Source organism: Frankia sp. Mgl5 (genome assembly GCF_023242985.1).
Lineage (GTDB): Bacteria > Actinomycetota > Actinomycetes > Frankiales > Frankiaceae > Parafrankia > Parafrankia soli.
Genome location: NZ_JALKFY010000006.1, coordinates 69,326 through 92,707 on the forward strand (window position 1 = coordinate 69,326; position 23,382 = coordinate 92,707).

Annotated in this window: 24 protein-coding genes and 2 pseudogenes; 13 read left to right on the plus strand and 13 right to left on the minus strand. The window is 71.6% G+C overall.

All coding sequences use genetic code 11. The features are described from left to right. Nucleotides 1-41 precede the first annotated feature (41 nt). Entirely contained in the window at nt 42-1,052 is a 1,011-nt protein-coding gene (locus MXD62_RS04585; protein ID WP_248828178.1) for an acyl-CoA dehydrogenase family protein, read from the minus strand. 42 nt (nt 1,053-1,094) lie between these two features. Next, complete coding sequence (locus MXD62_RS04590; RefSeq protein WP_248828179.1) at nt 1,095-2,345, minus strand: amidohydrolase family protein; 1,251 nt, start codon at nt 2,343-2,345, stop codon at nt 1,095-1,097. 228 nt (nt 2,346-2,573) lie between these two features. Here MXD62_RS04590 and MXD62_RS04595 point away from each other — a divergent pair, with 228 nt between their 5' ends. The 3 genes from MXD62_RS04595 to MXD62_RS04605 are packed head-to-tail and all read left to right on the plus strand — an operon-like array spanning nt 2,574 to nt 5,902. Beyond that, nucleotides 2,574-3,458 (plus strand): enoyl-CoA hydratase, encoded by an 885-nt coding sequence (locus MXD62_RS04595; protein WP_248828180.1) that lies wholly within the window; start codon nt 2,574-2,576, stop codon nt 3,456-3,458. A 5-nt stretch (nt 3,459-3,463) separates the two neighbouring features. After that, nucleotides 3,464-5,107, plus strand: a complete 1,644-nt coding sequence (locus MXD62_RS04600; protein WP_248828181.1) for an NAD(P)/FAD-dependent oxidoreductase — start codon at nt 3,464-3,466, stop codon at nt 5,105-5,107. 9 nt (nt 5,108-5,116) lie between these two features. Beyond that, a complete protein-coding gene (locus tag MXD62_RS04605) occupies nt 5,117-5,902 on the plus strand; it encodes an alpha/beta fold hydrolase (protein WP_248828182.1) in 786 nt (261 codons plus the stop codon). A gap of 11 nt (nt 5,903-5,913) precedes the next feature. On the opposite strand, the pseudogene MXD62_RS40040 reads toward MXD62_RS04605, so the two are convergent. Further along, nucleotides 5,914-6,051, minus strand: a pseudogene (locus MXD62_RS40040) (transposase); the annotation flags it as partial. On the opposite strand from MXD62_RS40040, the gene MXD62_RS04610 reads away from it, so the two are divergent. Continuing rightward, nucleotides 5,989-7,062 carry a transposase gene (locus MXD62_RS04610; protein ID WP_248828183.1) on the plus strand — a complete coding sequence of 358 codons (1,074 nt, stop codon included), beginning with the start codon at nt 5,989-5,991 and terminating at the stop codon, nt 7,060-7,062. The pseudogene MXD62_RS40040 and the gene MXD62_RS04610 sit on opposite strands and share 63 nt — an antisense overlap. Nucleotides 7,063-7,155: 93 nt before the next feature. Here MXD62_RS04610 and MXD62_RS04615 read toward each other — a convergent pair whose 3' ends face one another. Continuing rightward, on the minus strand, nt 7,156-7,752 hold the full coding sequence (locus MXD62_RS04615) for a DUF4062 domain-containing protein (RefSeq protein ID WP_248828184.1): 597 nt from the start codon (nt 7,750-7,752) through the stop codon (nt 7,156-7,158). After that, entirely contained in the window at nt 7,703-8,125 is a 423-nt protein-coding gene (locus MXD62_RS04620) for a hypothetical protein (RefSeq protein ID WP_248828185.1), read from the minus strand. The genes MXD62_RS04615 and MXD62_RS04620 overlap by 50 nt, the downstream gene beginning before the upstream one ends. 398 nt (nt 8,126-8,523) lie before the next feature. On the opposite strand from MXD62_RS04620, the gene MXD62_RS04625 reads away from it, so the two are divergent. Continuing rightward, nucleotides 8,524-8,742: a hypothetical protein gene (locus tag MXD62_RS04625; protein WP_248828186.1), complete on the plus strand. Its 219-nt coding sequence runs from the start codon at nt 8,524-8,526 to the stop codon at nt 8,740-8,742. Nucleotides 8,743-8,975: 233 nt separating this feature from the next. Here the strand turns inward: MXD62_RS04625 and ssb are convergent. Next, nucleotides 8,976-9,197, minus strand: a pseudogene (gene ssb, locus MXD62_RS04630) (single-stranded DNA-binding protein); the annotation flags it as partial. Between the two features lie 327 nt (nt 9,198-9,524). Between ssb and MXD62_RS04635 the strand changes: the two are divergent. Then, nucleotides 9,525-9,806, plus strand: coding sequence for a hypothetical protein (locus MXD62_RS04635; protein WP_248828187.1), 282 nt, complete (start codon nt 9,525-9,527; stop codon nt 9,804-9,806). A gap of 32 nt (nt 9,807-9,838) precedes the next feature. Here the strand turns inward: MXD62_RS04635 and MXD62_RS04640 are convergent, their stop codons facing one another. The 4 genes from MXD62_RS04640 to MXD62_RS04655 all read right to left on the minus strand — a co-directional run bounded on the left by MXD62_RS04640 (nt 9,839) and on the right by MXD62_RS04655 (nt 12,276). Continuing rightward, nucleotides 9,839-10,411 carry a hypothetical protein gene (locus MXD62_RS04640; RefSeq protein WP_248828188.1) on the minus strand — a complete coding sequence of 191 codons (573 nt, stop codon included), beginning with the start codon at nt 10,409-10,411 and terminating at the stop codon, nt 9,839-9,841. Then, complete coding sequence (locus MXD62_RS04645; RefSeq protein WP_248828189.1) at nt 10,408-10,545, minus strand: hypothetical protein; 138 nt, start codon at nt 10,543-10,545, stop codon at nt 10,408-10,410. The genes MXD62_RS04640 and MXD62_RS04645 overlap by 4 nt, the downstream gene beginning before the upstream one ends. Before the next feature lie 61 nt (nt 10,546-10,606). Continuing rightward, nucleotides 10,607-11,506, minus strand: coding sequence for a carotenoid biosynthesis protein (locus tag MXD62_RS04650; protein ID WP_248828190.1), 900 nt, complete (start codon nt 11,504-11,506; stop codon nt 10,607-10,609). 8 nt (nt 11,507-11,514) lie between these two features. After that, nucleotides 11,515-12,276, minus strand: coding sequence for an SDR family NAD(P)-dependent oxidoreductase (locus tag MXD62_RS04655; protein ID WP_248828191.1), 762 nt, complete (start codon nt 12,274-12,276; stop codon nt 11,515-11,517). Between the two features lie 223 nt (nt 12,277-12,499). Between MXD62_RS04655 and MXD62_RS04660 the strand changes: the two genes are divergently transcribed. Genes MXD62_RS04660 through MXD62_RS04685 form a run of 6 tightly spaced genes read left to right on the plus strand, consistent with a single transcriptional unit; the run spans nt 12,500 to nt 19,352 of the window. Then, nucleotides 12,500-13,348, plus strand: coding sequence for an enoyl-CoA hydratase/isomerase family protein (locus MXD62_RS04660; protein WP_248828192.1), 849 nt, complete (start codon nt 12,500-12,502; stop codon nt 13,346-13,348). Next, complete coding sequence (locus tag MXD62_RS04665; RefSeq protein WP_248828193.1) at nt 13,345-14,025, plus strand: hypothetical protein; 681 nt, start codon at nt 13,345-13,347, stop codon at nt 14,023-14,025. Before MXD62_RS04660 ends, MXD62_RS04665 begins: the two co-directional genes overlap by 4 nt. Continuing rightward, nucleotides 14,022-15,686: a class I adenylate-forming enzyme family protein gene (locus MXD62_RS04670; RefSeq protein WP_248828194.1), complete on the plus strand. Its 1,665-nt coding sequence runs from the start codon at nt 14,022-14,024 to the stop codon at nt 15,684-15,686. Before MXD62_RS04665 ends, MXD62_RS04670 begins: the two co-directional genes overlap by 4 nt. Next, the gene (locus tag MXD62_RS04675) at nt 15,673-17,424 is read left to right on the plus strand and encodes a class I adenylate-forming enzyme family protein (protein ID WP_248828195.1); all 1,752 of its coding nucleotides are present in this window, start codon (nt 15,673-15,675) and stop codon (nt 17,422-17,424) included. Before MXD62_RS04670 ends, MXD62_RS04675 begins: the two co-directional genes overlap by 14 nt. Further along, nucleotides 17,421-18,251, plus strand: a complete 831-nt coding sequence (locus MXD62_RS04680; protein ID WP_248828196.1) for an amidohydrolase family protein — start codon at nt 17,421-17,423, stop codon at nt 18,249-18,251. The genes MXD62_RS04675 and MXD62_RS04680 overlap by 4 nt, the downstream gene beginning before the upstream one ends. A gap of 15 nt (nt 18,252-18,266) precedes the next feature. Then, nucleotides 18,267-19,352 (plus strand): TIGR03857 family LLM class F420-dependent oxidoreductase, encoded by a 1,086-nt coding sequence (locus MXD62_RS04685; RefSeq protein WP_248828197.1) that lies wholly within the window; start codon nt 18,267-18,269, stop codon nt 19,350-19,352. 87 nt (nt 19,353-19,439) lie between these two features. Here the strand turns inward: MXD62_RS04685 and MXD62_RS04690 are convergent, their stop codons facing one another. Next, entirely contained in the window at nt 19,440-20,000 is a 561-nt protein-coding gene (locus MXD62_RS04690; protein WP_248828198.1) for an NUDIX hydrolase, read from the minus strand. Between the two features lie 200 nt (nt 20,001-20,200). On the opposite strand from MXD62_RS04690, the gene MXD62_RS04695 reads away from it, so the two are divergent. Continuing rightward, on the plus strand, nt 20,201-20,416 hold the full coding sequence (locus tag MXD62_RS04695) for a hypothetical protein (RefSeq protein WP_112105491.1): 216 nt from the start codon (nt 20,201-20,203) through the stop codon (nt 20,414-20,416). A gap of 370 nt (nt 20,417-20,786) precedes the next feature. Here MXD62_RS04695 and MXD62_RS04700 read toward each other — a convergent pair whose 3' ends face one another. Together MXD62_RS04700 and MXD62_RS04705 are read right to left on the minus strand one after the other, a co-directional pair. Further along, nucleotides 20,787-22,061, minus strand: coding sequence for an acyl-CoA dehydrogenase family protein (locus MXD62_RS04700; RefSeq protein ID WP_248828199.1), 1,275 nt, complete (start codon nt 22,059-22,061; stop codon nt 20,787-20,789). Continuing rightward, complete coding sequence (locus MXD62_RS04705; protein ID WP_248828200.1) at nt 22,061-23,239, minus strand: acyl-CoA dehydrogenase family protein; 1,179 nt, start codon at nt 23,237-23,239, stop codon at nt 22,061-22,063. The genes MXD62_RS04700 and MXD62_RS04705 overlap by 1 nt, the downstream gene beginning before the upstream one ends. Nucleotides 23,240-23,382 lie beyond the last annotated feature (143 nt).

Genomic DNA, 23,382 nt, shown 5'->3' on the forward strand with positions numbered 1-23,382 from the left:
GCTCTACCGGCCGGCGGACCGGGTGAACGCCTGCGCCCCGGTCACGGGGTGGCGGCCTCGTCGCCGACCGCCGCGCCGAGCCGGGCGGCGTGCCAGGACGTGGTGCCGAACCCGTTCTCGAGGACCCAGGCCCGCTTCAGGAAGTAGTGCGGGAGCATGTCCCAGGTGAAGCCCATGCCGCCGAGGATCTGCACGGCGGCCCGGCCGTTGGCGATGCCCGCCTCGCCGGCGAGTAGCTTCGCGGTGCTCGCGGCGCGGTCCGGGTCGCCGGCGCGTGGGTCGGCCGCGGTCGCGGCGGCGGCGTAGGTCGCCGACCGCGCGAGCTCCACCCGCACGTACATGTCGGCGAGCAGGTGTTTGACGGCCTGGAACGAGCCGATGGGAACGCCGAACTGCACCCGCTCGAGCGCGTGGTCGCGGGCGGTGTCGAGCGCGCCCTGGGCGACGCCGACCAGCTGCGCGGCGCTGAGGATCTCGCCCGCGCGCCGCAGCCGCCGCGCGTCCGCCGCCCCGCCGACCACCTGGCCCGCGGGGACGTGCGGGAACACGGTGACGGGCGTCAGCGGGTCGAGCGGCGCGCCGTCCAGCGGCGGCGGCAGGTCGGCGCGTGGGCACACCTCCAGCCGGTCGTCGCGCAGCAGCAGGAGCACGTCGCACTCGTCGGCGTGCTCGACGACCAGCGGGCCGCCCGTCCCGCCGGTCCCGCCCGTCCCGCTCGTCCCGTCGGCCAGCTCGACGCCGGCCACCCGGACCCTCCCGTCGGCGGCGCCGGGGACGAACGGCGCGGCGAGGGTCGACCACAGCACCGGCCCGCCGGCGAGATGCTCGCCGAACTGCTCGAACGCGAGGGCGGCCGCGACGACGCCGATCCCGCCACCGTCCGCGTCGCCGAGGACGCCCAGCACACCGAGCTCGGCGAGCGCCGGCCACAGGCCGGGCGCGAGGGGCTTTCCGGCCCGGTCCGCGATGCCGGTGAATCCGAACCTGTCCGCGCAGAACGCCCGGACGGCGCCGCGCATCGCCAGCTGGTCCTCGTCCAGGCGGAACTGCATGGGACGTCACCCCTACCGTCAACAGCTGGAAACATCTAGATATCAGAGCGTGGACGGGTGTCGCCGGTCGGGGCCGGTCGCGGGGGGCCGGCGTGGGTCGGCGTGGGTCGGCCGCGGGAGGTCGAGGAGCTCGAACATGTTGGTCGACATGATCCGCTCGATGTCGTCGAGGGCGAGGCCCGCGAGCTGCTCGGTGAAGGAGAGGGGCTCGGCCAGGCCTTCGGGGTGGGGGTAGTCGGAGCCGAAACAGACCCGGTCGGGGCCCATGAGGGAGATGAGGTCCGCCAGTGAATCCTCCCAGAAGGGGTTGATCCAGATGTTGCGCCGGAGGATTTCGAGGGGATGGGTGGGAAACTCGCCGGGCATTTTCTTCCAGGCGAGCTCGAGGTTGCGGGCGAGGACGCCGACCCAGCTGCCGCCGTTCTCGACGCTGATGAGCCGCACTCGGGGAAAACGGTCGAGCATGCCGTGGCAGATGGCGGAGGCGAGGGTGTCCTGGATGGTGCGCCCGCCGTCGGTGACGTGCGCGAAGGTCCTCGGGCGGAAGGCGACGTACTCTCCGCCGCCGCCCTCCCAGGTGTTGAGGTAGTCCTGGTAGCCGCTGTCGGAGGCGTGCAGGGCGACCAGGACGCCGGCCTCCTGGACGCGGGCCCAGAACGGGTCGAACTCGGGGAGGAAGGGCGAGCGTGGGCCGCGCAGGCCGGCGACGGGGGCGGGGCGCACGAGGATGGCGCGGGCGCCGCGCCGCAGGACCCGGTCGAGCTCGGCGATGCCCCCGGCGACGTCGCAGGGCGAGACGATCGGTGTGGTGAGGATCCGGTCGGAGCGGTTGTAGGTCCAGTCGTCGTGCAGCCAGTCGTTGAAGGCGCGGATGGCGACCTGGGTCAGCGCCGGGTCGTCGCGTAACCGTTCCTCGACGAGGCTGGCGAGGGTCGGGAACAGCAGGCAGGCGTGCACACCCTGCTCGTCGAGGAGCTCCAGGCGGGCCTTCGGCTCCCGGAAGGCGGGAATGCTGCGCATCGGTTTCCCGGTGAGCTCGCGCAGCGACTTCCCCTGCGGGTTGTCGCCTGAGTAGAAGGCCATGTGGGCGCCGGGGCGGGCCACGACCTCGAAGGTCGGGTTCGGGATGAACTCGGTGAGCAGGTTGCGGACGACCAGCTTCTTCCGGCCGTTCAGCTCGACGAAGCGGAACAGGTCCCGGTGCCGCGCCGGGAGGTGCCGGGTGAACGCGTCCTGCGTCTCGTAGAGGTGGTGGTCGGCGTCGAACACCGGGAAGCCGAGCGTCGGGGCCATGATCTGCGCCTGTCAATCTCCGCGGGGACCGGGAACCGGGGACGAGGACTGGGGACCGGGGACGAGGAGCGGGGCGTCGGCGGCGTCGCGGTGCGTCGCCGACGGCTCGGGTGGGTGTTGGAAATATCTAGATATTCAAGGTACGGTCGGGCGGCCGGGCGACGCAACCTGGGCAGTGGGGCGGCAGGGGCCGCCGGTCCGGCCCGGAACCGTGCGAGGAGAGCGTTCGTGAGCGAGAGCTTCATCGAGTACGAGGCGTCCGGGCGGATCGCGACGATCACCCTCAACCGGCCGCGGGCGGCGAACGCGCAGACGCTCGAACTGCTCGACGAGCTCGACGGGGCCTGGCGGCGGGCGGCCGAGGACCCGGACGTCCGAGTGATCATCCTGCAGGCCAACGGCCGGCACTTCTCCGCCGGGCACGACATCAAGGGCGTCGGCACCGACGCCGGCAGCGGCGACGGCGCGAGCAACAGCAACGGCGCCGCTAATGGCGCAGGCAGCGGCAGCAGCAACGGCAGTGGCGAGGACGGCCGGAGGCCGGGCTGGACCCTCGCCGGGATCTACGAGATCGAGGCGAAACGGTTCCTCGAGTACTCGCTGCGCTGGCGCAACGTGCCGAAGCCGTCCATCGCCGCGGTGCAGGGCGTGTGCATCTCCGGCGGCCTGATGCTGTGCTGGCCGTGCGACCTGATCATCGCCGCGGACAACGCGGTCTTCTCGGATCCGGTGGTCAACATGGGCATCGGCGGGGTCGAGTACCACGGCCACACCTGGGAGTGGGGCGCCCGCAAGGCCAAGGAACTGCTGTTCACCGGCCGCGGGATGGACGCCCACGAGGCCGAGCGGGTCGGGATGGTCAACCGGGTGGTGCCGCTCGACGAGCTGCGCCCGGCCACCCGGGAGCTGGCCGAGCAGATCGCCCTGATGCACCCGTTCGCGCTGCGGCAGGCGAAGCGGGCGGTCAACCAGACCCTCGACGTGCAGGGCTTCTACGCGGCCGTGCAGTCCGTGTTCGACATCCACCAGACCGGCCACGGCCACGCGCTCAGCGAGTCCGGGCTGCCGTTCCTCCTGCTCCTGGACGGCATGAAGGACCGGATCGGGAAGTAGCGGCCGTGACGGAAGGCGAGCGGGCCCAACGGTACGACGTCATCGTGGTGGGCGCGGGGTTCTCCGGGCTGTACGCGCTGCACCGGCTCCGCGGGCAGGGGCTTCGGGTGCGGGTCCTCGAGGCCGCGGACGGGGTCGGCGGGACCTGGCTGTTCAACCGCTACCCGGGCGCCCGCTGCGACATCGAGAGCGTCGAGTACTCCTACAGCTTCTCCGACCAGCTCCAGCAGGAGTGGAGCTGGACCGAGCTCCTCCCCGGGCAGGCGGAGATCGAGGCCTACCTGAACTTCGTCGCAGACCGGCTCGACCTGCGCCGCGACATCCAGTTCGACACCCGGGTCGCCGCGATGACATTCGACGAGGACGACGCGTCGTGGCTGGTGGAGACGGCGGAGGGCGAGCTGTTCGCCGCCCCCTTCGTCGTCGCCGCCACCGGCATCCTCTCGGCGCCGCTCGACCCCGGTATCCCGGGGCTCGACACCTTCGACGGCACCGTGCTGTTCAGCAACCGGTACCCGCGGGAGGGCTTCGACTTCACCGGGAAGCGGGTGGCCGTCGTCGGCACCGGCTCGACCGGTGTGCAGGCCATCCCGGTGGTCGCAGAGCAGGCCGCCCACCTGTACGTGTTCCAGCGGTCGGCCGCCTACACGCTGCCCTCGCCCGCGCGCGCCTACGAGCCGGGTGAGTTCGAGGGCCTCAGGGCCCGGTACGACGAGATCCGGGCGGCGCAGCGGGCGGCGCACGTGGGGGCCGCCCGGACCAGCGCGTTCTCGGTGCTGGTCGACATGGCGTGCTTCCCGGCCCTGCGGACGGCGTCGCGGGAGGAGCAGCTGCGCGCCGTCGAGGAACGCGGCGTCCTCGGCGCGCTCTACTGGAGCGACGTCCTCGTGGACCCCGAGGCCGGCCGGCTGGCGACGGCGCTGTACGGCGAGGCGGTCGCGCGCATCGTGCGGGACCCGCGGACCGCGGCGTCGCTGGTGCCGACGTACCCGTTCGGCTGCAAGCGGCCGATCATCGACGTGGGCTACCACGAGACGTTCAACCGCGCCAACGTGACGCTGGTCGACCTCCGCGCCGGCCCGGTCCAGGAGATCACCTCCTCCGGCATCCGCACCGGGCAGGGCTCCTACGACGTCGACGTCATCCTGTTCGCGACCGGTTTCGACGCGCTCACCGGCGCGCTGTCGCGTATCGACGTCCGTGGCCGGGGCGGTGCGCTGCTGCGCGACCTCTGGCGGGACGAGGGCCCCGTCTCCTACCTCGGCCTGCAGGTGGCCGGGTTCCCGAACCTGTTCATGATCCAGGGGCCGGGCAGCCCGTCGGCCGCCTCGAACTTCCTCGCCGCCATGGAGCACCACGTCGAGTGGATCGCGAACTGTGTCGCGTACCTGCGTGACGGCGGCGGCCGCACGATCGAGGCGCTGCCCTCGGCGCAGGCCGAGTGGATCGACGAGGTCCTCTCGTTCGTCACCGGCAGCGTGCTGGTCCACCCGGACTGCAACTCCTGGTGGAACGGCGCCAACGTGCCCGGCAGGAAGCGCATGTACACCACGTACGTGGGCGGCCTTCCCGAGTACCGGCGGCGCTGTGACGAGATCGCGGCCGGCGACGGCACCGGCGTCAGATACACCGGCTTCAAGCTCTCCTAGGGGGATCCGGTGCCCTTCGCCGAGCTCGGCGACGTCCGGCTGTTCTACACCGACGAGGGGAGCGGCGACCGACCGCTGCTGCTCGTCCACGGCTACACCGCCGACTCCCACGACTGGAGCTGGCAGCTCCCGCACCTCGTCGCCGACCACCGGGTGATCGCGGTCGACCTGCGCGGCCACGGCTGGTCCAGCGCGCCGGCCGAGGGCTACACGACGGCGCAGTTCGCCGCCGACCTGGCCGGGCTGCTCGACCACCTGGAGATCGAACGGGTCGTCGGGATCGGGCACTCGATGGGAGGCAGCGTGGTCAGCGCGCTGGCCGTCGAGTACCCGGACCGGGTCGACGCCGTCGTCGCCGTCGATCCCGCCTACCTGCTCCCGGACGAGACGGCCGGCGCGATCGGGCCGATGCTCGACCTGCTCGCCGACACCGACCCGGTGCCGTTCGTCCAGCAGCTGGTGGGCGGCATGGACTCGCCGGCGCGGCTGCCGGCCCTGCGGACCTGGCAGGTGCGCCGGATCGCCGGGATGGCCGGCCACGTGCTGCGGCAGTCGCTGGAGGCGCAGGCGACCGGGATGGCCCTGCACTCGCGCAGCGAGCCGTATCTGCGCCGGCGGCGCTGCCCGGTGCTGACCTTCTACGCCGACCCGGCGCGGGCCGCGGTCGAGCGGGCCGTCTTCACCGACCCCCGATCGCGCGTGGTGACCTGGGAGGGTGCCGGCCACTGGCTGCACCAGGAACGCCCGGCCGAGTTCAACACGCTTGTCGCCGGCTGGCTCGCGTCGATCGCCTAGTGCAGCGTTCGTTAAAGGTAGTAAACAAACCGGCGGCGGGGCCTGCGGGTGGGTGGAGCCGGACGTCCCCAGATCCAGGGTTTCGCGTGGGCGTTGAGCTGGGCGGTGGCGATCCGGGTGGCCTGGTCGATCTCACCGGGGTCGGCGAACATCCGGAGAAACCGCTGGTAGTAGACGACGGCAGGTACTACGTGTCGTTCGTCGTCGACATCGACGACGTCCCCTACCCGGCGACAGGCGCCGAGATCGGCATCGACCTCGGGGTGGACCGGCTCGCGACCCTGTCGACGGGACAGATCGTCGCGAACCCGCGTCCTCTGCGGTCGCGTCAGCGCAGGCTCGCCCGCGCACAGCGGGCACTGGCCCGCAAGCGGAAGGGTTCGGCGAACCGGCGCAAGGCGGTCCGCCGGGTCGCGGTCGAGCATCGGAAGGTACGGGAAACCCGCCGGGATCATCATCACAAGCTCGCTGCTCGGCTGGTCCGTGACAACCAAGCGGTCTATGTCGAGGATCTGGCGGTAGTCGGGCTGGCCCGTACGCGGCTGGCCCGGTCGGTGCACGACGCGGGCTGGTCGATGATGGTCGGTCTGCTCGAGGAGAAAGCGGTCCGGCGTGGCCGGGTCGTGGTGAGGGTGGGCCGGTTCTTCCCGTCGTCGCGGATCTGCTCGGCCTGCTGCCACCGGGACGGCCCGAAGCCTCTCAAGGTCCGGACGTGGATCTGTCCCGGGTGCGGTGTCAGCCACGACCGGAACCTCAACGCCGCGCGGAACATCCTCGTCGAGGGTCAGCGCATGGTCGCCGCCGGGCGGAAAGGCGTGGCTGCTGGCAGCGCAGACGTCTCCGTCGTGGTCACCGAGGTCACCCCCGGCTACTGGGCCTGGGGCTGCCTCCTGCACGCCGGCCGCGGCGCCGAGTGCTTCTCGAGCCGCGAGAGCGCTGAGTGGGATACCTACTGCTCCGGACATGACCACCCCGACTGGGCCCGGGGCTCGGGCCCGTGTCCGGTGGGCGATGGCCGGGTGGGCATGCTGGGGCTACGCGCCCCGGTAGGCATCTGGGGCAGCGAGCTGGTGCAGGACCCGCCGGGCCGCCTCGGCGTCGCCGTGGAGGCGGCTACCCGCACACCTGGTGAGATCCGCGGCGGGCTCAGCGATAGGTAGATAGATTAGAAACGCGGCGACGATCCCGGGGTAAATCGCCCCCGGGTAGTGGCGGTCTATCCTGCGAGATTGGCGCCGTCGAACGTCCTCACTCTACGGCCAGCCTATGGCGTCAGAAATGCCTGACGCGATCTCCGGAGCCCAACCCTTCAGACCATTCGCGTCACACGCCGGGCCGATGCCCGGAGGGTCCTGCCGGGCGCGCTTCCTCGCGGCGCGTTTCGGCGGGCGGGACCGCCAGCCCTCCAGCGCGATCCGCGCCAGCCGATGCAGTTCCTCGTCGTCGACGAACCAGCCGCGCAGCCCGTCCTGCCGTACTCGTTCACGGAACGCCTGTTGACGACCGTCGATCGACTCGGTCTCGAGGGTTCTGACGAACACGATCCGGTCGAGGCCGGCCTTCTGCGCGGCGGCGTACTCCAGCTCGAGGTAGGACCGGGACGGCAGGTCGACGACCTGGGAGCCGTACTCACGGCCGATGAGCCCCAGGTATACGTCGCACGCGCCGACCTGCCGGCAGCGCTCCTCGGCCGGAGGGTCTTCGTGCCCGGTCGAGCCCGAAGGAGCGGCCACTCGGCAACCCGAATCGCGCACCGCGGCGTACGCGGCGGCGGCGAACGATCGCGGCCGGGGCGACAGCTCAAGTTCCTCCGCGCAGCTCACGAACACGACCGGGGAGACCCTGCCCATGATCATCATCATAGTGTGGAGGCGGCGAAATGGGGGAGCGTGTCGCGCGGCCGACGTACAGCCGACCGTCGTCCGCGGGGGCGCCGCGCCCGGGATCGGCGGGAGCACGCGGCGGAATCGGCCAGAACCGGCCGATTTTCCCATCGGCCAGCAGGAGGACGGAAGAGTCCATCCAGGGGCCCTCTCCGTTCCTGATTCCAGCCATCTTGGACAGCACCCAGCAGCGCTGCTCGACCGCGACCCCGTAACGCTGTCCGGCCGGATCACGGTAGATCTCGCCATGCTGGAGCCGCGTCGCCCTTTGCGCCCGAACGAACGTTTCGACCCCCAACTCGGCCAGGTGCGTCACGGCCTCTGCTGCCAGCACCTGCACGTGGATCCGTCCGTGCTGCTTTCGCTCCTGGGCTTGCCGTGCGCTGGCGCCACGGCGTGCATGTCCGCTTGGGATCGAGCTGCGTTGATCGCGTCTTCAAGGCTCACGGCATGAAGGTACAAATGACCATCGACGTCGACCGGGCAGACGCTGGAATCGTGGGAGCGGATGAGTGCGGACGGACCGGGGAGCCCACGTCGTGAGCGAAGGGCGGCACCGGCGGGGTGAGCCATGTCATGTCACGTCCACCGTCGCGCCAGCGGTGCCCGCGGCCGGAGGCGTTGCCCCGGTGCCAGCTCCAGATCCAGATCCAGGTCCGCTCCGGCGCGTGGCGGAACCGTTGCTTCCCGCGCTGGAACGCTGACGCGCCGTGGCCCGGAGTGGGTCATGATGGGCAGATGAGCGTGTGTCGCCCCCCGCGCCCCCGTATCGATGGCCACCGCGTCCTGGTCGATCAGAATGCGTACCTGCTGGCCGCGACCGGCGCAGTGGCCAAGGTGGACCCGAACCGCCTCGACGACGCCGGGCTCCTGGCCTACGCGCAGGTGTGCGCCACCATCTCCCTGGTCGGCGTCACCGACGACCTGCCGGACCAGGTGGCCCACGCGATCAGGTAGGCGCGGCTACGCCGCCGAGCGACCGGGTCCGGCGCGGCGCCATCTGGCCGCATCGCCACGACCTCGCCCTCCAGTACGCGGCGCCGCCGGCGCCGGGCTGTTGACCGGCCAGCTCGTCACAGCGGCGGTCCCGAGCAGTTCGTCCAGTTCGGCCCGCAGCCCGCGGGTGGCCGCGACGGCCGGGCCGAGCTTGAGCAGCGTCCAACTCTGCGGCTCGCCGTCGACGCGCGCGTGCCCTTGGCCAGCGACTCGGCGACGTGCTCCGCGGCCTGCCGCCAGATCGAGCAGCGCAGGAAGAGTGCCTCTCCGTCCTTCCACTCGTTCGTGGTGCGGTCGAGCGTGCGCGGGGTGGACGCGACCGTGAAGCTCGCGACCGCGGCGCCGTTCGGCGTGAACTTCAGATCGGGGTCGCTGGTCAGATTCCCAACAACAGTGATCACGGTGTCTCCGGCCATGTGGATCTTCTTCTGGGGTGGGGGAACAGGAAGTCAGCAACGCCGGGGCTACGCCCAGGTGCTGAAAGATCGGGTTTGTGGCACCTCTGTGCCGCGGGTATCCGCGCAGGTCACAGGACTTTCACAACGGGACGTGTGGACACCCACGTAGGCCCGTCGGGGTGGCAGGATCGCCGCACGAACTCCTCGGCGTGCCGGCGAGATCGACCCCGCCTTGCCCGACGTTCTTCCGGAAAGGACGCCTCTGCCGTGCCTGAACAGACTCCCCGTCGCAGCATTGAGTCCTGGGCAAGCGAGCTGCCTGGCAGCTTTGTGGAATGCCGCACCATGGGTCACCGCTGGCAGCCCCACACCGCGACCTGGGACCGCGAAGCGCGCGCCTATCACGTCATCCACGCCTGCGATCGCTGCGACACCCACCGCAAGGCCTGGTGGACCCGCAACGGCGCGGTCACCTCCGCCGGCTACGACTACCCCGAGGGCTACCTCACCCGCGACGTCGGCTACATCGGCGCTGACGGCCGCGGCGTCCTGCGCACCGAGTACCTCGCCCGGATGTTCGACGCCACGCCGGGGAGCGCTGGCAACGGGGGTCGTCCCGCTTCCTGATCGGGGCCCGAGCCGCTGGTCGACGTTGCCCTTCACGCCGCCTCCTCGCGGATCACGGCTACATGCCACTGGACGGTGCGCGAGCTGGTGTCCAGCCGCCTGGCGACCTCCCGGGCCGAGAGTTTCCGGCCGTGCAGGAGCTGGATCGCGGCCTGCCGCTCAGCGATGGTCATGTGCTCGGGCGGCTCGCCAGCGACAGCCCGCTCGACGGCGATCTCGTCGACGTCGCTCGCGCCACGCCAGCAGCTCAGGCAGTACACGGTCCCGTTGACCCGCGTGCGCAGCTCGTGCCCGTCGTGCTCCGCGAGGAGCTCCTCGCGGGCCAGACGTCGCGTGTGCCTTTCCCGCAGCCGCTGGCACTCGCGGCAACGCCTCGATCCCTGAGCATCGGCGTAGCCGTGTTCGGCATAGGCATGGTCGCGGCGGCAGTGGCTGCGAGGGGAGTCGTCGAGCGCCTTCCAGGTGCGCCGGTACTTGATCTTGACGATTGCGGCGACCGACACTCCGTACTGCGCGGCGAGGTCGTCGTTGCGCGCGCCCGCGGCGATCTGCTCCAGGATCTCCACCACCTGGGCGGGAGTGAGCTTGGCGGCGGGGCGGCTCATGACGCCTTCAGGGCGGCGAGGATCTCGGCCGGAGTCAGCATCCGGAATGTGCAGGCATCGACCTCGTCGTCGTCGACCTGGTCGGGCGCGCGGGCAATGAGCGCGAACCGGTCCCGGGTCGACAGAGTGGGCACCGGAGCATCGACGTGGGTGCAGGTGCCGTTGCCGTACTGGTCGAGTCCTGACCCGCGCCGCCTACCCGACGGACGTCTCCCTCGGCCGATTCCCGGGCGGTGGTTCCCTGGGGGCGGCGACCGGCCGGACCCGGGCACGCGACGCGGCGAGAGCGGCGGGCAGGAGCATCGTCAGGATGGCGGCGGTGGCCGAGGCCTCGTAGACGTCCGCGACAACGAACTCGCGTCCCCCTCTCTCGACGGTGCCCTCGGGGGCGTTGACGAGGTCGGCGAGATAAAGGACCGGGATGAGCGCCCAGATGGCGCACGGCCACAGCCGGTGCCCGAGCTTGGCCGTCGCCGGGGAGAAGCGATCCGCCACGAGCGCGAACAGCTGGAAGATCACCCAGCCGCTGAGCAGCCAGCCGAGGAAGTTCGACAGGGGAACCCCCATGAATCCGCTCGGGTCCCGATAGGTGTACAGGTCGCGCACGGTCGACCCGATCGCGTCGTAGCCGAAGTCCCAGCCCGCGAGGATGAACGCGGCTACCAGGGGCGTGACGACGCGGTCCGCGCGGGACCCTGGCTGCGGAGCGGCCGGGGCGGCCGGGGCGGCCGGGGTGATGAGTCTCGCGAGAGTCCAGGCGAACCACCCGTAGGTCACGTAGGTCATCGGGACGACTACGGGCACGTCCAGGAGCCGCGGACCCTCGGTGTGGTGTACGTAGTGGCCGAAGGGAAAGCCGCTGGCGATGCTGGTGGCCTCGAACGCGAAGGCCACCAGGTAGCTGGTCGCGAAGTAGGTGACGAAGCCTCGCCAGCCGATCGAGAGCGACGCGTGGACGACCGTGAATCCCAGCAGGGCGCCCAGTTGCAGGCCCTCCAGGGTGGTGGCGGGCCGCGTGATCGTCGGCAACCGCGCGACCACCGAGAAGACCAGCCAGAGGCCCGCGAAAACCCAGCAGAGTACGTAGCGGGCCATGCCCTGACCTACTTCGGGGCGAAGCGCTGGCCGCCGTCGAGGCGGATGGTGGAGCCGTTGAGCATGGGATTCTCGATGATGCCCAGGGCGAGGCGCGCGTACTCCTCGGGCCGCCCCATCCGCTTGGGGAACGCGGCGTCCTTGGTGAGGACCTTCTCGTACTCCTCCGGGATGCCTCGGGTCAGGCCGGTCTGGAACAGACTCGGTGCGATGGCGTTTACCCGGATCCCGAGAGAACCGAGCTCACGGGCCATCGTCAGGCTCATCGCGGCCACCCCGCCCTTCGCCGCGGTGTAGGCGATCTGTCCGATCTGCCCCTCGAACGCGGCGATCGACGCGGTGTTGATGATCACGCCTCGTTCGCCGTCGGCGTTCGGCGCGTTGCGGCTCATGTGCCACGCGGCGAGGCGGGCCACGTTGAACGTGCCCGTCAGGTTGAGATCGATGATGCCCTGGAACGTCTCTATCGACAGCGGGCCGTCCTTGCTCAGCGTGCGCCCGGGAGTCGCCCCGCCGGCGGTGTTCACGACGACGTCGATCCCCTCCAGCGCGGCCACCGCGGTCTCGATGACGCCTTCCATCCCCGCGAAGTCGGTGACGTCACAGGCGTGGAAGCTGCCCTTGAGACCTTCGGCCACCGTCGCGCCGTCGCTGCTGTCCCGGTCCAGGATCGCCACCCGCCCACCGCGAGTCGCGATCAGCTCGGCCGTCGCCCTGGCCATCCCGGACGCGCCGCCCACGACGACCGCCCGCAACCCCTTCGGTTCCACGCTGTCCCTCTTCTGCGCGTCGGGAATGATCCGACCGCAGCCTAACCTAAATCTCTATATATATGCCACGGGTTGGCGGTCGCAGTCGCACGCCCGAGGTTCTCGCCCGCTGGCGCGCCCTCTCGCTGATCGGACGCGCGATGTCATGCTATATCTCTATACATTTTGAGAGTTGCGAGCTACCATCGCCGCGATACACCGACAAGGCGGAGTGGCGGGACACATGACGTCGACCTACTCGACCATCCGGTACGAGACAGGGCCCGACCGAGTCGCGACGATCACCCTGGACCGGCCCGAGGCGCTGAACGCCTTCGACCGGCGGATGTGCGGGGAGATCCGCGACGTCTGGCAACGGGTGAAACTGAACCCGGAGGTGCACGCGGTGGTGCTGCGGGCGGCCGGGGACCGGGCGTTCTGCGCCGGGCTGGACGTGAAGAAGCCGTTCGGCCAGCCCGAGGACGTGTGGAACCACGAGGACCCGGGCGAGCTGCTCAGCCCGAAGTGGCAGAAGTGCTGGAAGCCCGTGGTGTGCGCGGTTCAGGGCATCTGCACCGCCGGTGCGTTCTACTTCCTGAACGAGGCCGATGTGGTGATCTGCTCGTCGGACGCCACGTTCTTCGACTCGCATGTCACCTACGGTCGGGTGTGCGCGGTGGAACCGATCGGGCTGATGCGGAAGATCGGGCTGGGGGAGACGCTGCGGATCGCGTTGTCGGGCAATGACGAGCGGGTCTCGGCCCAGACCGCGCTGCGCATCGGCCTGGTGACCGAGGTCGTGGACCGCGCGCGGCTCTGGGAGCGTGCCCACGAGATCGCGGCGGGGATCGCGCGCAAGCCGTCGGCCGCCACGCAGGGAACCGTGCGCGCCATCTGGGAGTCGCTGGACCGGCCGTACCGCGCGGCGATGGAACAGTCGCTCATCTACACCCGGCTCGGCAACCCGATCGGGATGGCCGAGGCGGAGGCGGATGCCGAGGAGCCGCCCGCGGGCGGCACGGGCAGGACGGGCAGGACGGGCGGGACGCCGGACGGGAATCCGACAGCCGGGCGGTCGTGGAGACTGCGGTGACCGACCTGACCCCGGCCCCGCCCTGGACGTTCGGCGTCGAGCCGCTCCCGGAGACCGTCGAGGCCGCGGACCGATTACGGCAGGTCATCGGTCTACTGCTCGCGCTCGAGCATCCCGACCCGGAGGTGGACGCCCTGCTCGCCGCCCTCGACGTGGCGCAGCGGCTGCTGGGCCGGCGCGTCCCGGCCGACCCGGCGCCCCGCGTGGGCACGGCGGCGGACGGCGACGGCCGCGTCTACCTGGACCACTCCCGCCACATCGGCGCGTTCAATCCCTGCTTCCCCGGTTACGAGATCGCCGTCGACGGCGACCGTGCCGAGGGCACGGTCAACTTCCCGATCGCCTACGAGGGCCCGCCGGGCCTGGTCCACGGCGGTTTCCTCGCGCTGTTCTTCGACGCGGTGATCCAGCACCACAACTGCGACCTCGGCCTGGCCGGGAAGACGGCGGGGCTCGCGCTGCGTTACCGACGGCCCGTCCCGCTGCGCACCGATCTGCGCTTCGTGCTGGCCCGGTCGGCCGCCGGGCCGCGGATCAGGACCACCGGCCGGCTGCTGGCCGGTGACCCCGCCGGTAACCCCGCTGGTGACGTCGTGCTGTGTGAGGCGGAGCTGGACGCGGTCAAGGGCGACCAGGCTCGGCTGCCAGACGTCTCACCGCGCAGGGCGCAGCCGTGATCGCCACGACCATCGAGGCGGGGGACGGGCTGCCGCTGACCGTCCCGGCACTGCTGCGCCGGCAGGCCGACCGGTACGGCCCGCGGGTCCTGCTCGCCTGCGACGAGGACGTGCTCACCTACGCCGACGCCGACCGGCGGTCGCGGGCGCTCGCCCGCGGCCTGCTGGCGGTGGGTGCCGGCCGTGGCACGCACATCGGGCTCCTGCACCCGAACGGGAGCGAGTTCGTCGTCGCCTGGCTCGCCGCCGCGCGGATCGGCGCGGTGAGCGTGCCGCTGAGCACCTTCTCCACCAGCACCGAGCTGCGGACCCTGCTGCGCAACGCCGACATCGGGGTGCTGCTGAGCGCGCGTTCCCACCGCTCCCACGATTACGTCGCGGCGCTGCGGGACGCCGTCCCCGAGTTCGGCGAGGCCGCGGCACCACCCCTGCTCGCCCCGTCCATGCCGGTGCTTCGGCACGTCTTCGTCGGCTCGACGGCGGATGCCGAGCCCGGGATGGCAACCGACGGAGGGGGCGGCGCCGGTCCCGCCTGGGAGGTGCACGCCCTGCTGACCCGGGGCGCCGAGGTGGGCGAGGACGTCGCCCGCGCCGCCGAGGACGCGGTGCACGCGAGTGACCGGCTCGTGATCGTGCATACGTCGGGGTCGACGAGCGTGCCGAAGGGTGTGATCCACACCCATGGCGCGCTGATCCGCCACCTCGCGAACCTGAACGAGATCCGCCGTTACACCGCCGACGACGTGCTGTTCTCGAACTCGCCGTTCTTCTGGATCGGGGGGTTCGCCTACGCGCTGCTCGGCACGCTGCTGGCCGGTGGCCGGCTGGTGTGCTCCAATGCGCCGAGCGCCGCCGGTGTGCTCGACGTGCTCGAGCGTGAGCGCCCGACGATGGTCAACGGCTACGCGCAGTCGGTGGCGCGCCTGCCAGCCGACCCGACGTTCGCCCGCCGTGACCTCTCGTCGATCCGGCGCGGGAACCTGTACGCGATCATGCCGGGCGACGTCCGGCCGGCCGACCCGCAGCTGCGCCACCAGATGCTCGGCATGACCGAGACCGGCAGCGTGTGCCTGGTCAGCGAGGACGAGGACGACCAGCCCGAACACCGGCGCGGCTCGTTCGGACGTCCGGCGCCGGGTTTCGAGGCCCGGATCGTCGATCCCGAGGACGGGCGGGTGCTCGGCGCGGGCGAGGTGGGGGAGCTGTGGCTGCGGGGCCCGTTCCTGATGGAGGGCTACTACGGGCGGGAACGCCACGAGGCGTTCGACGCCGACGGCTGGTACCACTCCGGTGACCTGTTCATCGTCGACGACGAGGGGTTCTTCTACTTCAAGGGCCGGGGTGGCGACGTCATCAAGACGGCCGGCGCCAACGTCTCGCCGCTCGAGGTCGAGGCCGCCATCCGGGACGTCGCCGAGCTGACCGCGCACGTCGTCGGCCTGCCGGACGCGGCCCGCGGCGAGATCGTCGCCGCGGCGGTCCGGGTGCCCCCCGGGCGGACCGTCGACCCCGACGGGCTGCGCCGCCAGCTGGCCGAACGCCTGTCCGCGTACAAGGTCCCCCGGCGCATCGTGCCGATCGCCGACGACGAGGTGCCGACGATGTCCAGCGGCAAGATCGACAGGACCGCGCTCAAGGAGTTGCTCCGTGCCGCCGGATGAGACCCCGCCCGACCCCGCGCTGTCTGAGGAGGCGGTGCTGCCTGATGTGTCGGTGCTGCCGGGCCAGCTGACCATCCCGGCGCTGCTCGCGACCCGGCGGCGCCTCGACGGCGCGGTCCAGGCGTTCGTCAGCGACGACGAGGAGATCACCTTCGCCGAGCTCGACGACGCGAGCCGGACCCTGGCCGGGCGGCTGGTCGGCGCCGGCGTCACCAAAGGCAGCAGGGTCGGGCTGGTGATGCCGAACGGCATCGGGTGGGCGACCGCCGCGCTGGCGGTGATGCGCGTCGGTGCCGTGCTCGTCCCGCTGAGTACCCTGCTGCGGCCGCCGGAGCTGCTCGCCCAGCTTCGCGCCGCCGCCGTCACCCAGCTGGTCGTGGTGCCGCGGCTGCGCGGCCGCGACTATCTCGACGAACTGGCGTCGGCGGCCCCCGGGCTGACCGAGCATTCCCGGCGCGGCCGCCCGCACCCGGATCTCCCGTCACTGCGCTGGATCTGGACCTCGGACGAGTGGGCCTCGGACGAGCTGCCCGCCGGCGCCGCACCGGCGCCGCTCGTCGAGGCGCTGGTGGTGGCGCGCGGCGGGGCCGGCCGCCCGGCCGACGACCTGGCCGTGCTGTTCACCTCGGGCAGCCGCGGCACCCCGAAGGGCGTTCTCCACACCCATGGCAACGGGCTGCGGGCCGTCGCGTCCAGCCTGGACAGCCGCCGCATCGGGCGGGGCGAACGGCTCTACATCCCGATGCCGTTCTTCTGGACCGGCGGGTTCGGTGGCGGACTGCTCTCGGCGCTCGTCGCCGGCGCCACCCTGCTCACCGAGGCCGTGCCGGAACCGGCCCGCACGCTGCGGTTCCTGGAGCGCGAACGCGTGACGCTGTTCCGCGGCTGGCCCGACCAGGCGGCACGGCTCGCCGCGCATCCGGCGTTCGCCACCACCGACCTGTCGACACTGCGGCCCGCGAGCCTCGGCGCGGTGCTGCCGCCGGCGGCGCGGCCGGGGCCGGGCGCCCGGGCGAACCTGTTCGGTATGACCGAGACCTTCGGGCCGTACTGCGGTTCGCGGCTCGACACGGACCTGCCCGCCGGCAAGCACGGCAGCTGCGGCCGGCCGTTCCCCGGTGTCGAGGTGCGGATCGCCGACCCGGCGACCGGAACCGTCCTCCCGCCCGGTACCGAGGGCGAGATCCGGCTGCGTGGGCCGAACGTCATGCGCGGCATCGCCGGCCGGCACCGCGCGGACGTGTTCGACGCCGACGGGTTCTATCCCACCGCGGACCGCGGCCTGCTCGACGCCGACGGTTACCTCTGGTATCGGGGCCGCCTCGACGACATGTTCAAAGTCCGGGGCGCGACGGTCTACCCGATGGAGGTCGAGGCGGCGCTGCGTGCGCTGCCCGGCGTCACCGACGCCTACGTCACCGACGTCACTGCCGCCCACGTCACCGCCGCCCAAGTCACGGACGTCTCCACCGGACCGGGAGCCGCGGGCGCCGCCGGCGCCGTGGGGGCGCGGGAGGTCGCGGCGGTGGTCGTCGCCAGCTCGCTCGACGGCCCGGACGAGCTGGCCGAGCAGGCCCGGGCCAACCTGAGCAGCTTCAAGATCCCGACCCGCTGGCTGATCGTCCGCGACCCCCACCGGGTGCCGCGGCTGGCCAGCGGAAAGGTCGACATCGACGCGCTCCGCCGCCTCCTCGTCGAGGAGGGCACCGCGGGTTCCCTGAAGGCGAGGTCAAGGTGAAGGCCATCGACTGCCTGGTCAACGTGGACATGGGGGACAGCGCGCCGCCCGACTGGATGATCCGGGTGAAGGAGGACTACTTCAAGGGCGGGGCGGACTTCCTGCGCAGCCCGGAGCTTCCCGAGCTGGTCGACGCGATGGACGCGGCCGGTGTCGAGCGGGCGATCCTGATCTCCAAGGCGGGGCGGAAGGACGACCGGGCGCGGCGCTACGCCGAGGAGCGTCCGGACCGTTTCGCGCTCGGGATCGGCGGTTTCAACCTGCTGCGTCCGATGAGCGCGCTGCGCGCGCTGGAGTCGTTCGTCCGGGACTACCCGGTCGTGTACGCCACGGTCGGGCCGAGCTTCTGGGGCGACGGGATGTACCCGCCCAGCGACGCGGTCTACTACCCGCTCTACACCAAGTGCTGCGAGCTCGACCTGCCGTTGTGCGTCAACACGGGTATCCCGGGGCCGCCGATCCCCGCGGAGCCGCAGAACCCGATACATCTCGACCGGGTCTGTATCCGGTTCCCGGAGCTGCGGCTGTGCATGATCCACGGGGCTGATCCGTGGTGGGACACCGCGATCCGAATGATGATCAAATATCGCAATCTGCGGCTGATGACGTCGGCGTGGTCCCCCAGGCGGCTGCCGGCGTCGCTGCTGCACTACCTGTCGACCCGGGGCCGCGACCGGATCATCTTCGCCTCGGACCACCCGGTCCTGTCCATGTCCCGGTGCACCGGAGAGGTCGCGAACCTCGACCTGACCGACGAGGTCCGCCAGGCCTGGCTCCACGACAACGCCCAGTCCTTCTTCTTCGCGGAGCGCAAGCCGGGCTGGTAGGGAGAGACCACCCCCATGACGACCGACCAGCTCACCGAGCTCGGCTTCTACACCCTGCCCGGACACTCCGGCACACCACGTGACCTGGTCGCGGAGGTCCGGGCGGGGGAGGAGCTGGGCCTGGGCGCCGCCTTCGTCTCCGAGCGTTTCTCGACGAAGGACGCGGCGACCCTGTCCGGCGCCGCCGGCGCGCTCACCGAGACGCTCGGGATCGCGACGGCGGCCACCAACCACCACACCCGCCACCCGCTGGTCACCGCGACGTTCGCGACGACCATGCACCGCCTCACCGGCGGGCGGTTCGCGCTCGGCCTCGGGCGCGGCTTCGACCAGTTCTGGACCTGGGTCGGGCTCAGTCCGGTCACCGGCGCCCAGCTCGAGGACATGGCCGGGCTGCTGCGCCGGCTCTGGCACGGTGAGCTGGTGCTCGACCATGACGGCCCCGCCGGGAAGTATCCGTACCTGCACCAGGACCCGGACTTCGACGAGGACGTGCCGCTCATGCTGGCCGCGCTCGGTCCGAAGAGCCTCGAGCTCGCCGGCCGCTGCATGGACGGCGTCGTGCTGCACACGTACTTCTCCGACACCGCGCTGGCGGAGTCGGTCGAGGCGGTCCACCGCGGCGCCAGGGCGGCCGGGCGGGACCCGGACGGCATCCGGATCTGGTCGGTCCTCGCCACCGTCGGCGACCACATCGCACCGGAGCACCGGCCGCGCCGGACCGTGGGCCGGCTGGCCACCTACCTGCTCGGCTACGGCGACATCCTGGTGCGGGTCAACGGCTGGGACCCGGCGGTGCTGGCCCGGTTCCGGGCCGACGAGTTCGTCCAGGGGTTCCGCGGCGCGTTCGACGCCAAGGCCGACGATCGGCAGCTGGAGCACCTCGCCACGCTGCTTCCCGACGAGTGGCTGGCGGCAAGCGCGACCGGGACGGCCGAGCAGTGCGCGGCGGCCGTCGTCCGCCAGTTCGAGCTGGGCGCGACCGGCGTGATTCTGCACGGTGTCTCGCCCGATGAGGTCGCCCCGGTGGTGGAGGCATACCGGAAGATCCGGCCGTTGTCGGTGACGGGCCTGCCGGCGAACCCGGGGCGGCTGTCCTGAGCTCGGAGCGGCCGTCCGGCGCTCACTCGTGCGAGGTCGGTAAAGGTCTGCGAGCGGGTACGGCCAGGGTGGCGTGACTATGTCGTCTCAGATGTGTTCTTCGTTTGGGAAGTCGTCGCGGGGGAGGCCGAGGATGACCACGGCGGCTTCCGTGGCCGCGGCCACCTGCCGGTGGCCGTGTTCGCCCCAGTCGAGGAGCGCCCCGGCCTGGGCGGGTGGGACGAGTAGCCGCTGGTACTGGCGGCCGGTGGCCGGGTCGGGGGCGGCCGGTAGGACGGCGCTGATGGGGCCGACCATCCGTACCTGGGCGTAGCAGGTGCTGCCGTCTTCATCGTCAACGTGCTGGTAGCCGAGGGGGACGACGGGCTGACCGAGGACGACGGCGACTTCTTCGTGGGCTTCGCGGCGCAGCGTGGTTTCGGCGTCTTCGCCGGGTTCCGGGCGTCCGCCGGGTAGGGAGCAGCGGCCGCGGTCGACGAGAAGAAGTAGCCGACCGTCGGCGGCGAACAGGAAACCGTAGACCTGCCGGACGGGCAGTTTGGCGGGTGCAGGCTTGGGATGCCAGGTGAACCTGGTTATGGGGACCTCCTCGGTGTGGGTACGTGCGCGGCGGCTGCTCTGGCCACCGACGCGACGGCGGATGGTCAAGGCCCAGCCCTGTGGTGGTGACTCCCTGTATGAGGGGCGTCCTGCTGCTGGCGTCGGTGGCCTCGTCGCGCCGGCCTGTCCCACGACCGCCGTAGTGCCGCTGGCCACCTTTCCCGACATCATCGTGGCTTCCCCCGTAGCGTCAGCATGACCCTCTCGGTACAGGGGGCGATCAGGTTCGCGACGAAGGGCATGTGACGATGGCGGACGTATCGGTGCGGTTGCAGGCGGACGCCGGCGCCGAGATCGTTCTGAATCTGTCTGTCCTTCAGGCGATCCGGCTGGTCGAGGCCATCGCGAGCAGGGCCGCGGACATGATGCCCGAGCCCGGACGGGCACAGGTCGACCCACGTTGGCTGGTGCCGCACACCGGTCCGCAGACGGCAGCCGCGGCACCACTCCGGCCGGGCCAGTGAAGCGGTCCGGTTCTGCGACGCCGGCGGACGAGTACGTGACCGCGGCGAGCTACAAGGTCACGCCTCTACCGGGTCAGGCAGGGGAGTAGGCGTCCCATGCGTCGAGAGCTGCCTGGAGTCGTCGCGTGAAGTCCGCGTCGAGGCCTCGGTGGCAGGCCATGCGTCGTAGTTAGCCCTCGGCGCCTTGTAGCAGCCCGGACTCGGGATGGGTGAGGATGTGCCGCCCTGGCTGCCGTGCTTCTCGATGTGGCTCCAGGAGTCGGTGTCGGGACCGTTGCCCGCCACGGGGACGTGGCCCTCGACGAACCGGTCTTCTCGGTTGCGGCACCCCAGGTGAACTCGTGGAGGACGCAGGCAGGCCACAGTTGGATCAGGTACTGCTCCGTCCGCCGCTCGCCTGTGGCCCGCGCGGGACGTCCCGGAAGGGGCCGGTGTCGGCGCGGTGCTCGCGGGGCATGCCGAGCAGCCGTTCGCTGATCACATTGCGGGCCATCTCGGTCGTGCCGCCGCCGATACAGGCCGCCTGGCGGACCAGGTAGCCGCGCGCGACCTGGGCGGAGGTCTCGTCGTGTGGTGCCCAGACCACCCCGGTGTCACCGCACAGCTCCGTCGCTATCGCCGCGCGGCGGCTGGTCGCGGTGCCGCTGAACAACCGGCACATGGCGGCGGCGTGGTGCGGCAGGGCGCCGGTGGCCATCTTGCGGGTGACCGACTCGACGAGGGCCCTGGTGACGAGGGCGAGGATCTGCCCCTCGCCGATGAGGTCCCGGGTGCGGCTGTCGTCGATCGCGCCGAGGCGCCGGGCGGTCTCGAGTATCACCCGGGGCTCGTAGGGGCCGTCGTTCGGGCGGTTGCCGCTGCCGGTGACGTAGGGCGAGCCCCCGGAGACGGTCCGCTCGTGGTGGAGCCAGCGGGTGACGACGCCCCAGCCGGCGTCGACGTCGCCGACGCGGTCGTGGTCGGGTACGACGACGTCGGTCAGGTACTCCTGGCAGAACTCCTTCGAGCCGTTGACCAGCTCGATCCGGTGGGTGTCGACGCCCGGGGCGCTGACCGGCAGGCTGAACACGGTCAGCCCGATGTGTTTCCCGACGTCCCAGTTCGTGCGGGCCAGGCACAGCGCCCAGTCGCCGTACCAGGCGGAGGTGGTCCAGATCTTCGATCCGTTGAGGATCCACCGGTCGCCGTCGCGGGTCGCGGTGGTGACCGCGCCGGCGGCGTCGGATCCGCCCCCCGGCTCCGACAGGAGCTGGACCCAGATCTCCTCGCCGCGCAGCATCGCCGGGATGTGGCGCAGTTTCTGTTCGTGGGTGCCGAACTCCAGCAACACGGCCATGCACGGGATGAACGTCGACGCCTGGATCTCCGCCGGGTAGTCGTAGCCGCGGATCTCCCGGTTGAAGGCGGCCTGGTGCGCCGGTGTCAGCCCCTGCCCGCCGTACTCCGCCGGCACGCAGATGCCGGCGAACCCGCCGTCGAACAGCCGGCGCTGCAACTCGCGGCAGGTGGCGACGCGGGCCAGCTCCTCGGCCTCGGGGCGCTGGGTAGCCGTCAGGAAGAACTCGGTGGTGCCTGGATCGGCGGGTGGCATGTTCTCGGCGAGCCAGCTCCGGGCGCGCGCGGCGAACTCCTCGACTGTGATCATTACGCTCGTCCTCCGTCTGCCACGGCGGCCTCGACGAGGCGCACGAGCCGTTCGGTGAAGTAGGCCGGCGTGCCGAACAGCTGAGCGTCGACCAGAGCTCGGCGCAGGTACAGGTGCAGGTCGTGTTCGTAGGTGACGCCGATCCCGCCGTGCAGCTGGACGCAGTCCTGGATCGCCTCGGGGCCGACCCGCCCGACGTAGGCCTTGGCTGTGCTGGCCCACGTGCGGGCGTCCGCACGGCCGGTGCCGACCAGGCGCGCGGCCTTCTCGGTGATCGCCGCGCTCGCCTCCAGCTGGGTGCGCAGGTCGGCCATCCGGTGCTTGATCTCCTGGTACGACCCCAGTGGCCGGCCGAAGGAGTAGCGGTCGTTGGTCCATCGCAGGGTCAGCTCGAACGCGCGGTGCGTCGCCCCGACGATCTCACCGGCCTGCAGCACGGCGCTGATGTCGAGCAGCGCGGCGTCGTGGGCGTCGGCGGTGCCAGGCTCGCCGACCCGGGCGGTCACCGGCACGGCCACCGCCCGCAGCGTCACCGTCTGGTAGCGGCGGGTCAGGTCGATGCTGTGGAGCGGGGTCGTCTCCACGCCGGGGGCGCCGAGCGGGACGAGGAAGTGCGACCGCGCGCCGTCGCCGGCGGCGCTGTCCGGACTGGTGGCGCTGTCCGGACCGGTGGCGGCGACGAGGAGGTAGCCGTTCGGACCTCCCCGCTCGATGCAGGGGACCGTGCCGTCCAGGATGACCCGGTCGCCCGAGCGGGCGGCCCGGACCTGCGCGCCCGCGCGCCGTCCGGTCCGCGGAGAGTGCCCCCATGCGGCGGTGGCGCCTCCGTCGAGCAGCTCCGCCAGCGGGCCGGCGTGCAGCTCCGCCGAGCCCCACCGGCCCAGCGCCGCCGCGACGACGTTCGTCCCGATCAGTGGCCCCGGCGCGGCGTGCCGGCCGAACTGGAAGGTGACCGCCAGCAGGTCGGCCAGCCCGTTCCCGCTGACGGAACCACCGCCGGCGTGCTCCGGGACCAGTGGCGTCGTCCAGCCGAACTCGGCGCCCTGCTTCCACAGGGTGCCGTCGAATGTCTCGTCCTGCCGCGCCAGCTCGCGCACGCGGGACGGGGGGTATCTCGCCTCCAGGTACTGCGCCGTCGTGTTCCCGAGCAGATCCTGGTCCGCGGTCTGGGTGAACATCGTCCTCCTGGGGCGGTGCCCGAGGTCGGCGCCGTCGCCGTGGCGGTGCTGCACCGCGGGGCTGACGGGCGGTGGGGCCGCTGGGTGTCCAGTGGGCGCAGCCTACGCCCGCAGGCGGCAAAAGGTCTACATGTAATCCGGGT

Coding starts and splice junctions, on each gene's coding strand:
- MXD62_RS04705 (WP_248828200.1), bottom strand. CDS start 23,239: ATGTTCACCCAGACCGCGGACCAGGATCTGCTCGGGAACACGACGGCG.
- MXD62_RS04685 (WP_248828197.1), top strand. CDS start 18,267: ATGACGACCGACCAGCTCACCGAGCTCGGCTTCTACACCCTGCCCGGA.
- MXD62_RS04660 (WP_248828192.1), top strand. CDS start 12,500: ATGACGTCGACCTACTCGACCATCCGGTACGAGACAGGGCCCGACCGA.
- MXD62_RS04585 (WP_248828178.1), bottom strand. CDS start 1,052: ATGCAGTTCCGCCTGGACGAGGACCAGCTGGCGATGCGCGGCGCCGTC.
- MXD62_RS04635 (WP_248828187.1), top strand. CDS start 9,525: ATGGGTCACCGCTGGCAGCCCCACACCGCGACCTGGGACCGCGAAGCG.
- MXD62_RS04650 (WP_248828190.1), bottom strand. CDS start 11,506: ATGGCCCGCTACGTACTCTGCTGGGTTTTCGCGGGCCTCTGGCTGGTC.
- MXD62_RS04640 (WP_248828188.1), bottom strand. CDS start 10,411: ATGAGCCGCCCCGCCGCCAAGCTCACTCCCGCCCAGGTGGTGGAGATC.
- MXD62_RS04700 (WP_248828199.1), bottom strand. CDS start 22,061: ATGATCACAGTCGAGGAGTTCGCCGCGCGCGCCCGGAGCTGGCTCGCC.
- MXD62_RS04590 (WP_248828179.1), bottom strand. CDS start 2,345: ATGGCCCCGACGCTCGGCTTCCCGGTGTTCGACGCCGACCACCACCTC.
- MXD62_RS04615 (WP_248828184.1), bottom strand. CDS start 7,752: ATGGGCAGGGTCTCCCCGGTCGTGTTCGTGAGCTGCGCGGAGGAACTT.
- MXD62_RS04625 (WP_248828186.1), top strand. CDS start 8,524: ATGAGCGTGTGTCGCCCCCCGCGCCCCCGTATCGATGGCCACCGCGTC.
- MXD62_RS04695 (WP_112105491.1), top strand. CDS start 20,201: ATGGCGGACGTATCGGTGCGGTTGCAGGCGGACGCCGGCGCCGAGATC.